The 15,630-nt window shown below is 51.3% G+C and carries 12 protein-coding genes; 4 read left to right on the forward strand and 8 right to left on the reverse strand.

Annotated elements, in window-relative coordinates:
• Positions 1-77: 77 nt before the first annotated feature.
• Complete coding sequence (gene pdxA, locus OOT00_RS02905; protein ID WP_265423788.1) at positions 78-1,085, reverse strand: 4-hydroxythreonine-4-phosphate dehydrogenase PdxA; 1,008 nt, start codon at positions 1,083-1,085, stop codon at positions 78-80.
• Between the two features lie 938 nt (positions 1,086-2,023).
• Between pdxA and dnaA the strand changes: the two genes are divergently transcribed.
• From dnaA to OOT00_RS02925, 4 genes are all read left to right on the forward strand, one after another.
• On the forward strand, positions 2,024-3,400 hold the full coding sequence (gene dnaA, locus OOT00_RS02910; protein WP_265423789.1) for a chromosomal replication initiator protein DnaA: 1,377 nt from the start codon (positions 2,024-2,026) through the stop codon (positions 3,398-3,400).
• 508 nt (positions 3,401-3,908) lie between these two features.
• Positions 3,909-5,276, forward strand: a complete 1,368-nt coding sequence (locus tag OOT00_RS02915; protein WP_265423790.1) for an FAD-binding oxidoreductase — start codon at positions 3,909-3,911, stop codon at positions 5,274-5,276.
• Positions 5,277-5,400: 124 nt separating this feature from the next.
• Complete coding sequence (locus OOT00_RS02920; RefSeq protein ID WP_265423791.1) at positions 5,401-6,162, forward strand: DUF4412 domain-containing protein; 762 nt, start codon at positions 5,401-5,403, stop codon at positions 6,160-6,162.
• Between the two features lie 73 nt (positions 6,163-6,235).
• Entirely contained in the window at positions 6,236-7,015 is a 780-nt protein-coding gene (locus tag OOT00_RS02925; RefSeq protein ID WP_265423792.1) for a pseudouridine synthase, read from the forward strand.
• 185 nt (positions 7,016-7,200) lie between these two features.
• Here the strand turns inward: OOT00_RS02925 and topA are convergent, their stop codons facing one another.
• From topA to OOT00_RS02960, 7 genes are all read right to left on the reverse strand, one after another.
• Entirely contained in the window at positions 7,201-9,498 is a 2,298-nt protein-coding gene (topA, locus tag OOT00_RS02930) for a type I DNA topoisomerase (RefSeq protein WP_265423793.1), read from the reverse strand.
• A gap of 10 nt (positions 9,499-9,508) precedes the next feature.
• Positions 9,509-10,624 carry a DNA-processing protein DprA gene (dprA, locus tag OOT00_RS02935; RefSeq protein WP_265423794.1) on the reverse strand — a complete coding sequence of 372 codons (1,116 nt, stop codon included), beginning with the start codon at positions 10,622-10,624 and terminating at the stop codon, positions 9,509-9,511.
• Positions 10,624-11,325 (reverse strand): tol-pal system protein YbgF, encoded by a 702-nt coding sequence (ybgF, locus tag OOT00_RS02940; RefSeq protein WP_265423795.1) that lies wholly within the window; start codon positions 11,323-11,325, stop codon positions 10,624-10,626. Before ybgF ends, dprA begins: the two co-directional genes overlap by 1 nt.
• A gap of 70 nt (positions 11,326-11,395) precedes the next feature.
• Entirely contained in the window at positions 11,396-12,454 is a 1,059-nt protein-coding gene (gene secF / locus OOT00_RS02945; protein ID WP_265423796.1) for a protein translocase subunit SecF, read from the reverse strand.
• A gap of 107 nt (positions 12,455-12,561) precedes the next feature.
• A complete protein-coding gene (secD, locus tag OOT00_RS02950; protein ID WP_265423797.1) occupies positions 12,562-14,142 on the reverse strand; it encodes a protein translocase subunit SecD in 1,581 nt (526 codons plus the stop codon).
• Positions 14,143-14,237: 95 nt separating this feature from the next.
• Positions 14,238-14,567, reverse strand: coding sequence for a preprotein translocase subunit YajC (yajC, locus tag OOT00_RS02955; RefSeq protein WP_265423798.1), 330 nt, complete (start codon positions 14,565-14,567; stop codon positions 14,238-14,240).
• Between the two features lie 242 nt (positions 14,568-14,809).
• The gene (locus tag OOT00_RS02960; RefSeq protein ID WP_265423799.1) at positions 14,810-15,562 is read right to left on the reverse strand and encodes a hypothetical protein; all 753 of its coding nucleotides are present in this window, start codon (positions 15,560-15,562) and stop codon (positions 14,810-14,812) included.
• Positions 15,563-15,630 lie beyond the last annotated feature (68 nt).

Here is a 15,630-nt window from a genome sequence, read left to right on the forward strand (position 1 = left end):
CTGTCGGCGGACGTCATCCGATATGGCAGTCCGGGTAGCAGCGTTTCTTTAGGGAAGAGACCTGCAGGAAGGTGAAACTACAAGGGCACAGCCATTGTATTTCTGGCATGAATGGCAGCCATGTGTATGGCTGCAAGAAGGCTTCTGTGGTCTGCCCGGCCCCTTCCCGCAAGATCATAGGCTGTGCCGTGATCCACGGATGTCCGGATAATGGGCAGGCCAAGGGTAGTGTTTACGCCGTCTTCGAAATGGCGCATCTTAAAGGGAATCAGGCCCTGATCATGATACATGGCCACCACGGCATCAAAACGTCCCTGATCTACGTGATAAAAAAGGGTATCCGGGGGAAAGGGTCCCTGGGCGTCAATTCCCTCACTGCGAGCCTGTTCGAGGGCAGGCTGCAGAATACGTTCTTCCTCATCTCCGAACATGCCTGATTCACCCGCATGGGGGTTAAGTCCTGCCACGGCAATGGAGGGTGCCGGGATGGCAAAGCGTTCTACCAGAGCCCTGTGGGTGACGCGCAGGGTGGTACGGATTTTTTCCGGAGTAATCAGATCAGGGACATTACGAAGCGCCGTATGGATGGTGACAAGACTGACACGGATGCGGTCTCCGGCCAGCATCATTACATAGTCTCTGGTCCCCGTTCGCTCCGCCAGAAGCTCCGTGTGTCCGCTGTAGGCATAGCCGGACAGATTCATGGCGTATTTGTTAATGGGGCCTGTCACAATGGCAGCGACTTCTCCTGCCAGGGCCATGTCTATGGCTCGCAGAATGTAATGAACCATGGCTTGTCCCGTTTCTCTATCCGGCCGCCCCCATGCCGGAGAGCTGGGCAGAGAGCTGAGGGGAATCAGATTGAGTGTGCCTGGCTGAAAGTGTGCTTCGCTGGCACAGGAAACCTCACGGATGTGAAGATGTTGCCCCGTAAGGGCCATAGCTGAATGAAGAACGGAAGAATCGCCAAGAACAAGGGGGCGGCATAGGGCATGTACGGCCGGATCGGAGAGTGCCTTGACGGTAATCTCCGGACCTATTCCCACGGGATCTCCCATGGTGACAGCAATAAGGGGTTGTATCATTGTACGCGGCTCCTTGGTAGTCATGGCTGACCCTTAAGGGATCAGACAGATCAGTAATATATGACTTTAGGATTCCATGGCAAGGACGACAGAAAAAATATATTGGCAGGGACCTTTTTCTCGTCAGCTTCCTTGCAGGCAAAGAGTCTTTTATGAAAACGCATGAATTCCAGCCCTAACTAACTAAAAACACATCTTAAGGCCTGGTTTCATTCTTAATGGTGTACTGGATTGCCAGTTGATGTAAGGACCTTCTGATTGCAATGCGTAGAAACACCGAGACTTTTTTGATTCTGCTTTGTTTGCATTTTTATATTTAATATCAAATATTTGTACTATTATTTTTTGTTTGGCCTGCGGGTGCTTACAATAGAAAACACTCCGATTCTACCTGTGGATACGGGAGTGAATGGATTTTATTTCCTGGTCAGAAAGGGCGGAATAAACAGGAGCTTGTCTGTGCCATCAGGTAAAAAACGTCAAAAAACAAAGCAAATGACAGAAAAAAGGAGATTTTAAATTTAGTCGGAAGGGTGTGACCGCGGGATCATGTTAAAATTCTTATAAAAAGGGTGCAGGTTTAAAAAATGCAGTAATATTGAAGGCATTGGTCTTTTATTAAAAAATATAGCAGTTATTTCAATTGCTTGTGAGATTAGGTTTTTGCGGAGAAAGAAGCCGCTGGCAGTCCGGATTCGGGTTTGACGGAAAAAGAGGGGTGCACTATGTACAGTGTGACTTTTCACGGACCACAGACAGACTCCATGGAGTATGATCTGTCGGCAGCCTATTTTTCTTATATTCATATCAGCAGCTCTTCGTGAGGAATAATCCTTTCCTTGTCATCGGTCAGGGGAAGACAAGAACTTTTTTTGTTTTTTTTACCTTTACACGGAACAATCTTTACAGAGAAACGGGAAAGCAGGAAACAGAGGAATATGGACGCGATTATCTGGGACAGTATTAAAGCTCGCATTAAAGAACATGTGCCGGCGCACAGTTACCGCATGTGGATAGAGCCCATAGGCCTTGGTTTCTGTAAAGATGATACGGTGGAATTGACCTGTGCTAATTCTTTCTCCCAGAAACGTATCCGGGATCACTATGGAAGCCTGATCCGGAATGAAGTGGAACAGCATCTGGGAAAACCCCTTGAGCTCTCCTTTGCCGTTGCAGAGAAGGCAGAAGCCTTTTCATCCGTGACCCGGACAAGATCTGCCAAAACGGTGAAGGCCGCCGCTGCTGAAAAACAGATGGAATTACCCCAGATTTCTTCCCGTTTGCACAGTGGCCGCATGCTGCGCAGAGATTTTACCTTTGATCGTTTTGTGGTTGGTCAGAATTGTGACCTTGCCTATTCAGCGGCCCTTTCTCTGGCGGCCAGGCGTGGAGGCCACCTGAAGACACTGTTTCTTTCTTCTCACACGGGCATGGGTAAAAGTCATCTGTCCCAGGCTGTTGGCCATCACATTCTGAATACATCCCCTACGGAGCGTATTTACTATGTGACGGCAGAAGATTTTACCAATGAAATGGTGGGAGCTCTCCGTTCCGGCAGTATGGACCTGTTCAAGGAAAAATACCGGACCCAGTGCGATGTACTGCTTATGGAGGATGTTCATTTTCTGACGGGAAAAGACAGGACGCAGCAGGAACTGGCCATGACGCTGGATTATCTTTTTGAGGCGGATAAAAAAATTATTTTTTCCGGATCCGCACTACCAGCGGATATCCCGAAACTGAATGATCAGTTGCGTTCCCGCCTTTCGTCCGGTCTGGTCTCTCCCATAGAGAAACCGGATTTTCAGACAAGAGTCCGTATACTAAAAACAAAATGCCGTGAACATTCCATGGACATGCCCATGCGGGTTATGGAGTATCTGGCCGGAGAACTGGAAGACAACGTCCGTCAGCTGGAATCCGGTCTTATCGGTGTGGCAGCAAAACATTCCCTGCTGGGGAGCAGCATCGATCTTTCATTGGCAGAGAGTGTTGTAAAAAATATCGTTTGTCACAAAAGACAAATTACGGTGGAGGGAATCAAGGGGCTTGTGTGCAGGGAGTTTGGCGTTTCACCGGAAGAGATTATGTCCAAATCCCGTAAGCAGAATATTGTGCGCAGCCGGCAGATGGGAATGTATCTTTCAAGAAAATATACGGATCAGTCCATTCAGGCCATCGGCAGGAGCTTTAACCGTTATCATGCTACAGCCATACATTCCATTAATATGGTGGAAAAGGCCCTTCGGGAAAAAACGGCCGTGGCCAGACAGTTTGAAGTTTTGTGTAAGAGAATAGAAGCCGGAGATTTGTAAACCGTGTTTCATGGGCTTTGCCACCAGCATATCAGAGAGCTCTCCTGCCTTCCTTTTTTTCTTACCCCCCATAACGTTCCGGTAGTATTATCCCCTGTCCGGTTAGGTATGCGGAAGGGCTGCAGCTGGCAGGGATACGGTGTAAACATATCTTTTTATCTGTCATTTTGATGGCACACTCTCCGCCATCTGCCTGTTAATCTGTGACGGTTTTCACATTAATTGTCCCTACCTTCCTTTTTTATGCTGTCTTGCTGGTGGCGTTCAGCCCGTCTCTGTCTCCCCCTGTCCGTATCAATCTGTCGTAGGCTGTTTTTTTTGTATGGTCCTTGCCTCCCTCGTCTTATACGGGAAGAATCTGCATGGGGCAGAAAAATACAGTTCGTGATTTTCCTTTTCACGGAAATCCATCATAATAGGAAGGTTCGTTTTGTTACGGATTCGGTGACAACAGAAGTGGGTGTTGATCCCAATAAGAAGCAGGGGGCGTGGCGTGGGCAGGAACAGGATGGATTGGCGTTTGCGTGAAACAGTGCAGAGGGCTGTTGGCAGAGACTGCTTTTTTGATGGTGAAGCGGAGTGTCTTTTGTACAGCTATGACTCCACAGCCAGGAAAGCGATGCCGGACGCTGTGGTGCGGGCAAAGGATGCGGATCAGATTGCTTCTCTTCTGCGGCTGGCCACCCGCCATGGGATTCCCGTAACACCGCGGGGAGGAGGTTCCGGTGCTACGGGAGGTTCCGTTCCGGTGGATGGCGGTATTGTTCTCGTGATGTCGGATATGAACCGTATTGTATCTCTTGACATGGATAACCTGATTGCCTGCGCAGAGCCAGGTGTTATAACAGGAGATTTTCATAAGGAAGTGGAATCCAGAGGATTGTTTTATCCTCCGGATCCTGCCAGCTCAGCTTTCTGTACTCTGGGAGGGAATCTTGCTGAGTGTGCAGGGGGGCCTAGGGCCGTTAAATATGGCGTTACCCGCGACTATGTTCTGGGTCTGGAAGCTGTACTGCCCACGGGTGAAAAAATCCGTACCGGCGTTGAGACAGCGAAGGGCGTTGTCGGCTATGATCTGACCCGACTGATTGTGGGCTCGGAAGGTACTCTGGCGGTGATTACATCCATGACCCTGAGACTTCTTCCCCTTCCAGAGTCTGTTCGTACCCTGACGGTGGTTTTTGACCGGATGGATCAAGCGGCAAAAACTGTCTCAGAGATTATCCGCAAAGGGTTGATTCCACGGACAATTGAGTACATGGATCAGGCGGCCATAGTCTGCGCTGCCACCCGCCTGGAAGGATTGCCAGTGGATGCCGGTGCCATGTTGATCATTGAAGTGGATGGCCGGGAAACAGAGACCCTTGCCATGGCAGAAGATGTGGCAGGGCTCTGCCGGAGCATGGGAGCAAGGCAGGTCCGGGTGGCCCTGTCAGCCGAAGAGGCTGCTGGAATTTGGGCGGCGCGGAAGGCCATATCTCCGGCTCTGTTCCGGTACGGGCCGGATAAAATCAATGAGGATATCGTGGTTCCGCGGTCAAAAATTCCCGAAGTGGTTCAGAAAATACAGGAGCTTAAAGAAAAAACTCGTTTGACAATGGTCAGTTTCGGCCATGCCGGAGACGGAAATATACACTTTAACATCATGCTGGACAAAAAAGATGCCAAGGCTTTAAAACGGGCGAACTGGGCAGTGGAAGAACTTTTTCGTTACACTCTGTCCATTGGTGGAACCCTTTCGGGCGAGCATGGTGTGGGTCTTTCCAAACAGGCTTATTTTAATATGGAAATCGGACCTGCGGAGAAAGCACTGATGCTGCGGTTGAAACATGCCTTTGATCCTGCGGGTATCCTGAATCCACATAAAATCTTTTGAGTATTTATCTGAAAAGGCGTAAACTTTCGCCACGTTTTTTGTGCCGGCGGAAATTTTTTTTATATCTGCCCGGGGCTGCCTGTATAAGAAACTTTCTGTTGCTCACTTACTATAAGGAGAACCTATGAGAAAGCTGCTGGTGGTGCTGATGTTTATGGGTGTTGCAGGGATTGCTTCGGCAGACCTTGCCATGACCCTTGTTCTTGAAGATCATGAGAGCGGTGAAAAAGAAAATATGGCTCTGTACCTGTCGAAAGATAGAATGAGGTCGGAAAACACCATGGATGGCATGAAATTTATCAGTATCGGACGCATGGACAGGGATGTGATATGGATGCTGCGGCCGGATAAAAAGGCGTATGCGGAACTTTCCATGCAGGATATGCGTCGGATGCATGAAGATGCCAAGGCCCATGAAGCTGCCGGTCGGGCCATACTGGAAGGTCATATGCAGGGTATGAGTGAAGAGGAACAGCAGCAGTATCGCAGCTACCTTGGCATGGACGATGATGATATTCCTCTGACCTATGTGAAAAAAGGACAGGATCGTGCGGGTAAGTGGACATGCACCCTGTATGAGGGCATGCGTAAGGGGGAGAAGGTCGAGGAGATCTGTACCGTCCCTCTGAAGAGTCTCGGGCTTGCGGAAAATGATTTTGATGTTCTTCATAAAATGGCCATGGAAGAGGACCAGAAACTTGGAAGCCGGGATTGGAAGGAAATGGAAGCACGGGGGTTTCCTGTCCGAACGGTTATTTTTGAAGAGGGTGAGCGGGTGACAACCGAATTGTTTGTCAGCATTGAAAAAAAACCGTTAGCCTCCGGTCTTTTTGAGGTTCCCGGTGATTTTACGCCAGTTTCCATGATGGGACTTTATGGCGAATAAACAATCATCTTCATGTTGATAGAACTCCGGTGCGGTTTGTCCGCACGGAGTTTTTTTATTTTGGAGGGTGTTTTTGGAAATACTGCATTCCGTCTGTCCCGGTATGGATGAAGAGGTGGAGATGGCCCTGACCGTGCTTTATCGGGATGCCCATATCGTGGTCGTACATAAACCATCGGGCATGCCGGTCCACCGGGGAGGAAGGGAAAACACTTTCTGTACCGCTGTGGTGCAGTCCCTGAGGGACAGGCTGGGCCAGCATGTTTATCCCGTCCACCGTTTGGACAGACCCACATCCGGTGTGCTGGTTTTAGGGCTTCATCCTGAAGCTGCTTCCAGGATGAGTGTTCAGTTCCGGTGCCATGAGGTGCAAAAGGATTATCTGGCACTGGTAAGGGGGCGGGTTCCGCCGGGTGGAGTTATTACGCGCCTGCTGAGGCCGGAGGAGAACAGGCATGGCAGGGCCCGGTTCAGTATCACAAAGTTTCATCGGGTGGACTGCCTGGAAATTCCCGTTCCCATGGGAAAGACGCCGACCCGTTGTTACAGTCTGGTGGAGCTGCACCCGGAAACGGGGCGTTCCCGTCAGATACGCCGTCATCTTCGATCCATCTCCCATCCTATTATCGGTGATACGGCTTTTGGCGATGGGCGGCACACCCGGTTTTTCCGAGAACAGTTTGGCTGTACACGGCTGATGCTGGCAGCGGTCCGCCTGTCTTTGCGGCATCCCGTATCCGGTGGGCGTTTAACGGTGGCGGCACCCCTGGCTTCTGATTTTATGGCCGTACTGGCAAGGCTGGGTATGGATAGGGGGCTTCCTTCTGTCTGGGTGCATGAAAGAAGCATGTAAAGATGGGGTCGCACAACCCGGAGGACAGGTTTTTTTCCCGGCAACAGGTTATGCGATGGTCAACGCTTATTCGGTCTGTCCGTGGGGCCTGACCAGATAAGCGTTTCCATTTTTTAACAAAGGCAGAAGCAAGCAGTTCAGAATGGTACAGCCATGGTCCCGGCAGGAGCAGGCTTTTTTGTGCTTTATTCCTTTTCTTCCTCCGCTGCCCGTGTATAGCCGCATTCTCCCGAAGGACATTTGAGGTGCAGACCCAGCTTTTTTGTCGTTTTTTCAACAAGGAATGGGTGCCCGCAGTCCGGACATTTTTCCGGAATCGGTTTATCCCAGAGGGCAAATGTGCAGTCCGGATACCGCTTGCATCCATAGAACACTTTGCCTCTGCGGGATTTCCTTTCCACGAGTTCGCCGTTACAGTTTTTTTCCGGACAGGCAACCCCCGTACCCTGGCCGGATGGTGCTGCGGCAGCATGGATACTTGTGGTGTTTTTGCATTCAGGATAGCCGCTGCAGGCCAGGAAAGTTCCAAATTTTCCCTGTTTGACAACCATAGGTCTTTGACATTTTTCGCAGACCTGACCTTCCGCCACATCGCTCTCAATTTCCACCAGGTGGATGTGCCCTTTTTCATCCCGCTCATAATTTCTGGAAAAATGACAGTCAGGGTAGGCACTGCACGCAATGAAAGGACCATTTTTGCCTACTTTGACATGGAGCTTTCCCTTTTGGCATTCAGGACAGGTGATATCCGTGGGTATGCCAACACCCTTGATGCTCTGCATCTCTGTTTTAGCCGTTTCCAGCTTTATGCTGAAGGGAGCATAAAAATCCTGTAACAGTTTCTGGGAGGCTACTTCGGAGCTTTCAATACGGTCCAGATCATTTTCCAGTTTTGCCGTAAATTCCACATCCAGCACTTCGGGGAAACTTGCCACCAGAAGATCGTTCACAATGAATCCCAGTTCACTGGGACGAAAATAGCGGTTTACCATCTCCACATACCCTTTGTTACGGATGGTGGAAAGTATGGTGGCATAGGTGCTGGGTCGTCCGATTCCGTTTTCTTCGAGTTCTTTGACCAGAGATGCCTCCGAAAAGCGGGGGGGGGGCTGGGTGAAGTGCTGTCTGGGAATAAGGGAACGGCACTCCAGGAGATCGCCTTCCGTCAGGTCGGGAAGAGTTTGTTTTTTTTCATCCTTGTCGCTTTTATCCTCGGCCGCCGTGTACAGCTGCATGAAACCGGGGAAGGCAACGGTTGATCCGGAAACGGTAAAGGAGCAGTCTCCGGCACGGATGCTGACATTAACCTGATGAATGCGAGCTTCGGTCATCTGAGAAGCAACAAAGCGTTTCCAGACCAGTTCATAGAGGGCAAACTGATCTTTATCCAGAAAACGGCGGACCATTTCGGGTGTATGGGCTACGGAAGTGGGACGGATAGCCTCATGGGCATCCTGTGCCTTGTTCCGGTTCTGAAAAGATCTGGGAGTCTTGGCGGCAAAATCCGGTCCCAGGGTATGCTGGATGTGGCTGATGGCTTCGTTGGCTGCTTCAGCGGCAATGCGTGTGGAGTCAGTACGCATGTAGGTGATCAGGCCCACGGGCTCACCCGGGCCGAGATCCAGGCCCTCATAGAGCTGCTGGGCAACAATCATGGTTTTTTGAGCAGAAAAACGTAGTTTGCGGATGGCTTCCTGCTGTAACTTGGATGTTGTGAAAGGCGGCTGTGGGTTGCGCTTTGTTGTCTTTTTAACCACCTTGTCCACAACATAAGAGGTTCCTTCCAGGCCTTTCAGGAGAGAGGAGGCCTGCCCTTCGTTGGAAATGGTAAGCTTATCATCGTTTTTCCTGCTGAGTTTGGCCTCAAAGCTGATGGCTTCCGGTGTTTTGGCCAGTTCTGCCGTAATACTCCAGTATTCTGTCGGTTCAAAGGCCTGAATCTGGCGTTCACGATCACAGATGATGCGCACGGCCACAGACTGAACCCTGCCGGCTGACAGTCCCCCCTGAACTTTTTTCCAGAGCAGGGGAGAAATCTGGTATCCGACCAGCCGGTCCAGAATACGACGGGCCTGCTGGGCGTCATAGCGGTGGCTGTTGAGTTCTCGGGGATTCTGCAGGGCTTCTTCTATGCCATTACGGGTGAGTTCATGGAAAAGAACCCTGTGGAAGCGTCTTCCTTTTTTCTTCAGAACTTCCGCCGTATGAAAAGCAATGGCTTCCCCCTCACGGTCCGGGTCGGGAGCGAGATAAATGTCTGTGGCATTTTCTGCGGCTGCCTTGAGGGACTTGATGATGTTCTGTTTGCCTTTGATAGTCTGGTACTGGGGCGTGAAGCCATTCTCAATATCAATGCCTATCTCCCGTGGAGGAAGATCCCGGATATGACCGGAGGTAGCAGTAACATTGTAGGCATCTCCGATATATTTTTGCAGGGTTCTGACTTTTGTGGGCGATTCGACAATGACAAGAGGTTTACTCACGATGCATCCTTCATGATTTTGCGAAATATTTACCAGGATACTGCAGGACTTTTCCCTGGAGTTCAAGTGTAAAAAGAAGGGCGGAAAGTGCCCCGGCTGCCATCCCGGTTCTCCGTACCAGTTCATCGATATGAACGGGGCAGGTATCCAGAGCTTTAAACACGCTTATTTCATCCAAAGCAAGAAAATTTTCTTCTTCCGGCTTCCGTCTGTCTGGCGGTATGACAGGTAATAGCCCAAGTTCATTGATAATATCGTCTGCATTTTCTATAAGGCAGGCTCCTTCACGAAGCAGTCTGTGGGTACCTGCACTTTTGACGGACCTGACATTGCCGGGCAGGGCAAACACCTCCCGTCCCTGCTCAGCGGACAATCGGGCCGTGATGAGGGAGCCGCTGCGTTCGGCCGCCTCAATGACGGCTGTTCCCAGACAAAGCCCTGAAATAATCCGGTTGCGCGCAGGAAAGTTGGGGGCATCCGGCAGGGTATCCATGGAAAAAGGGGATACAAGGGCACCCGATTTTTCGATACGGAGGGCCAGATGACGGTGTTCCGGCGGATAGAGGTGCCTCAGGCCGCAACCCATGACAGCGAGTGTTATGCCTCCTGCGGAAAGAGCCCCTTCGTGGGCCGCGGCATCAACACCCCGGGCCAGACCACTCACCACAACAATTCCTGAGGCGGCAAGGTCGGAAGCCATGCGGAAGGCATGATCCTGACCATAGCGGGTCGCGTTCCGCGAACCCACAATGGCAACCGCCGCCCCATCCCAGGGCAACATGCCGCGGAAATAGAGGACGGGGGGAGGGTCGGGTATTTCGGTCAGCAGCTTCGGATAGGTATCCATGCCCAGCCCCACCATCGTAACCCCTTCACTCTGTGCTGTGGTAATTTCCTGAATGAAGGGTGTATCAGCCTGATTCCTGAGGTGTTGGATGGCTCCTGCTATCCGGGGCGATATGCCCGGAGTACGGGCCAGTTCTTCTCTGGATGCGAGGATCACCCTGTCCGCATCGCCAAAGGTTGCCATGAGGCGGGCAAAACGCAGGGGGCCGATGCCTGGAACTGCCTGCAGTTTCAGCCATGGAAGAATCCGGAAAGGGTCTGAAGGCAGTGCCGAGGTCATCAGAAAAGGGTCTTCAACCGGGCTTCTGCCTTGGACGCGGCATCGGTAAACGGATAGTCACGGATCAGCTGGCGGAGAATATCGCGCGCATTTTCCTTATCGCCAATATGAATCCGGGAGTAGGCATTTTTGAGGAGGGCATCGGGTACCTTGCCCCCCTTGGGGTATTGTTTCGGCACTTCTTCAAACACGTCAATGGCCTGCCTGTAGTCCCTGCGTGCATAATGACATTCTCCCAGCCAGTAGAGAGCATTATCTGCAAGGCTGTGATCCGGAAAGGAATCCGCCAGTTGCCGGAACAGGTGAGCTGCCTTTTCAAATTCCCGCTGCTGCATTGTAGAAAAGGCTTTTTCATAAAGAGCATTGGGTTCCAATTGCGTTTGGCCTGGAGATGGGACAGGAGTTGGCTGTGATGAAGCTGCCTCCCTGTCCTTTTTCCCCGCGTCTGCCGGAAATACGGGACTGAGGGAGGGGGTACTCCGCAGCATTCTTTCATGTCCGTCCACCATAAATTGCATTACCGATAGTCTCTGTGAGAGATCGGAGAGCATCTCTTCGTTACGGGCTATCTGTTTTTCCATGGTGGCGATGCGCACCATTTCACTGTCGGTCTGATGGGTGGCACATGCACAGAGAAGGCCTGCCGTGAGAAGAAGGGCAGACAGGCTTCGGATGCTTATGGATCCAGGCTGGGCGCACATGGAAGACCTCCTGGTGGAAATGGAACCGCCGGATATGCTCCCGGCGGTTTTTTCATGCATAGGTTATTTTTCAGAGCCCCTGCTTTTTGTGCCACAGCAGCAGAAGAGGACAGGCCACAAAGATGGAAGAGTAGGTTCCCACGACAACGCCCACAAGCAGAGCTCTGGAAAAATCGTGTATAATTCCTCCCCCCAGAACAAAGAGGGTGATGAGAACAAGAATTGTTGTCCCTGAGGTTAGCAGGGTACGGCTCAGGGTTTCATTGATGCTTTGGTTGAGAATGGCCGCAAAGGTTTTTTTACCCCTGGATGCCAGGTTTTCGCGCACCCTGTCAAATATAATGATGGTATCATTCAGAGAGTAACCGATAATGGTCAGAATGGCTGCAATAATGGGCAGATTAAACTCAATATCCAGTACGGAAAAAAGGCCTACCGTGATAAAAATGTCATGCAGAAGGGCGATGCTGGCACCCAGAGCATAAGCCAGCCCCAGTTTCCAAAAGGCAGCCAGGGTGAGAACCAGCGCCACAAGGATCAGCATGGGTATGGGCATGGATATATGGAAAACATTCTGCATGATCTGGGGAAAAAGGTAAACAACGGAAATAAAGACACCTGCTACGGCGGCACTCAGCATCCATTTCATTTCAAAACGTCCGGATATATAGACCATAATGAAAAGAAGGGCATAGAAGAGAGCGTAGAGTGCTTGAGAGCGTAAATCCTGACTGACCTGGGGGCCAACCATGTCTATGCTGAGAATTTCCGCAGGAAACCCCGTGGTTTCGTAGAGAAGCCTGGGCAGGCTCGTCAGAATACCGGATTCGCTGTCAAAGGTTTGAATGGTACGGATCTGAACGAGATAGGACTGGCCTTCCCTGGATTCCTGAACGGTGGCATTGTCAATCCCGGTCTGATCCAGGGCTGCCCGTATCTGTCCCGCATCGGCTTCATTCTGAAAGGCAACCAGAATCTGTGTGCCACCGGCAAAGTCAACGCCATATCTTGGCCCTTTGTGCAGAATAAGGGAGAAGAGGCTGAAAAGGATCATGGCGGCAGAAAGGATGAAAGCGGCTTTCCGCCTGCCAATAAAATCTATATTGGTTCCGGGTTTGATGATCTGCATGAAAATGCCGTCTCCTGTCTTGTGGTGGAACGGGAAAAAACTTTTGGCTGGGGCGGGCGTTCTTTTCCGCTCCGTCTGGGTAACAAAAGAATTTTTCCGCTCAGGCGCTAGATGCTGATTTGGGTCACCGGTTTGTGTTTGCCATCATAAAGGAAGTCAAAGATCAGGCGCACCATGACAAGTGCCGTAAACATACTGGACAGCACGCCGAGGCAGAGAGTAACGGCAAAGCCTTTGACCGGCCCTGTACCAAACTGGAACAGAACCAGTGCGGCGATCAGGGTGGTGACATTGGCATCCAGAATGGTGAGGGTGGCCCGGTCAAAGCCCGCATGGATGGCAGCTATGGGCGACCGGCCCAGCCGCAGCTCTTCCCGTATGCGTTCAAAGATCAGTACATTGGCGTCTACGGCCATGCCCAGAGTGAGTACCATGCCTGCGATACCCGGCAGGGTCAGGGTGGCACCGAAGGCGGCAAGGGCAGATGCGATAAAAAGAATGTTCAGCACAAGGGCAAGGTTGGCCATGAGACCAGCCCCTTTGTAATAAATGGCCATGAACAGAAGAACCAGACCGCCGCCGACCATCATGGAGAGCAGCCCTTTCTGGATGGATTCTGCTCCAAGGGTAGGCCCAACGGTCCGCTCTTCGATGATCCGGACGGGTGCAGGGAGGGCGCCTGCCCGGAGAACAATGGCAAGGTCTCTGGCGCTTTCCATGTTGAAGCTGCCGGTGATGCGGGCACTGCCGCCGGATATGCGGTCCTGGATTACGGGCGCGGAATAGACATTGTTATCCAGCACAATGGCCATACGTTTATGAATGTTTTCTCCGGTAATGCGTTCAAACTGGCGGGCACCCTGCCTGTCAAAGCTGATGGATACGTAGGCTTCATTAAACTGGGAGTCCACCTGTACTCTTGCATCGGTTAGGGACGCTCCGGTGAGAACGGCTCTTCTCTTCACAAGATAGGGGATTCTTCCCGTTTCCTGACCAAAGGCATCCCGACGTATTTCATAGAGAAGTTCGGTCCCCGGTGGTATCCGGCCATCCAGGGCATCCTGAACATCATAGCTGTCGTCCACAATTTTGAATTCCAGAAGGGCGGTTTTACCGATCAGATCCTTTGCCCGTTCCGGGTCTTCGATACCGGGAAGCTGGATGGTTATTCTGCGCTCTCCCTGTATGCGGATATCCGGTTCATTGACTCCGAACTCATCAATGCGGTTCCGGATGGTTTCCAGTGCCTGTTCCGTGGCCATTTTTTCTATATGCGCTTTTTCTTCCGCGGAAATGGAAAAGCGGAACTCAATATCCTGATCCACGGTATGTCTGCGCATGGTCATATCCGGAAATTCTTTCCGGTGAAATTCGGAGAATGCGTTGGCATCGGCGGTATCGGCCAGCCGGACGGCAATACTTCCATCCGGCAGCTGGCGGACAGAGGTGTAGCGGATACGCTCCTTCCTGAGCTGATCCCGGAGTTCATAGGTTCGGCGCTCCATGGTGCTTTCCAGAGCTTTTTCGACCTCAACATCCAGCACAAGGTGCATGCCGCCCTGAAGGTCCAGTCCCAGGTTGATGGTTTTGTATGGCCACAGACCGGGTTGGAATGACGGTAAAATATAGATAATGGCCAGGATCAGTGCCACGCAAACGGCATAGAATCTCCAGGAACGTACTTTCAAGGCCCAAATCCTTTCCAGTGGCAGAAAAAAGTGGGCGGCACCACGCTCTGCTGCGGTGCCACCGTCAGGTTGTGGGTAGGGGGCTTGGGGCTTTGTTACTCTTTTTCCCCGCCGGCTTTTCCCGGAACTCCTGCAACATTGGCGCGAACCATTTTAACCCGGACTTTTTCGGCAATTTCAACGGTAAGGGTATTGTCGTCAATACCGGTAACCGTGCCGTAAATTCCTCCGGATGTGATGATTCGGTCACCTTTTTTCAGGCTGTTCACCATTTCCCGGTGCTCTTTGGCTTTTTTCTGCTGGGGGCGGATAAGAAGAAAATAGAAAATCACAAACATTAAAATCAGGGGCACAAGCTGTATGAAGCCGCCGCCCTGTCCTCCCTGGGATCCGGCTTCTCCCATTGCGTAAGCAACTCCGATCAAGGGTTCCTCCTTAACGTAATACGTTCTTTATTATATTTTAGAATACGTGACCGGCATGGATACAGATTTCTCATGCCTTCATGGGGCTTTCTGATGCAGGCACCTGTAAACATCCCAGCAGCGGATCAGCACAAAGCATATAAAAGAAATCAGGGCCTGCGTCAATTCATTCCGGGTCTTTCCTTCCACACCCGCTCCCGGCAGAAGAACCGTTGCAAGGCTTGCGGGGAAGCAGGGGTGAATCATGGGGCTGCAATCCATAGGTTTTCCCCGTCAAAGCGGATGCTGTTTACGTTTTCACCATTGAGAGAGTCCAGCAGGCCGCTGATTTCTTTCATGTTATAGATAATAATTTTTTCAAAGGGCTGGATAATGTGAATATCTTCTGCAAAATTTTTTTCTTTCATGTTGTAGATGCGAACCATGCGTTCAGAGAATTTCAGCACCCTGCCAACACCGGAGCTGTATCCTGAAGGGGTCGGCCTGTCCGCACCGGGAGGCAGTTCGATTCCCCGTGAACCCAGGTATTCTTTCAGCAGCCGGAAGTGGATATTCCAGATGTTGTCTCCGGGACGAACCACGTGGATACCGTAATCCTGCACAGGACTCTGGTCCAATCCCCCATCCAGGGGCCGGGCGACAATCTTCCCTTTGCTCAAGGCGTCTTTTTCTTCAAAATCTCTCATGGACAGGGTTGTGTCTCCAACACGGATACTTTCTTCGGAGGTGACCATCATGTCCATGCTGTCGCTGATGCCATAGTGCTGTTTCCGCTGGCTCATGGCTGCTGTCTCTTCAGCTCCCAGAGCACCGAAATCGATGATCTGTTCAGGGTCAATGCTTTGCCTTGTGGTGATGGTCTGCTCCTGTCGTTCTTCGGCTGGCGGAAGGCTCCGGGTGGCAAGGTAAACGACCACAAGGGCCAGTGTCATGAAAAGCATGAGCAGGGAAAGACGCATTCGCCGGGAAATACGGGCCAGACGGTTTCGAAGCATCTGCATCTCCTTATATAAAATGAGAAATATGGCACCGCCGTGCTGACGGGGTTCTGACAAAGCAGGCT

The sequence above is a fragment of the Desulfobotulus pelophilus genome, assembly GCF_026155325.1.
Lineage (GTDB): Bacteria > Desulfobacterota > Desulfobacteria > Desulfobacterales > ASO4-4 > Desulfobotulus > Desulfobotulus pelophilus.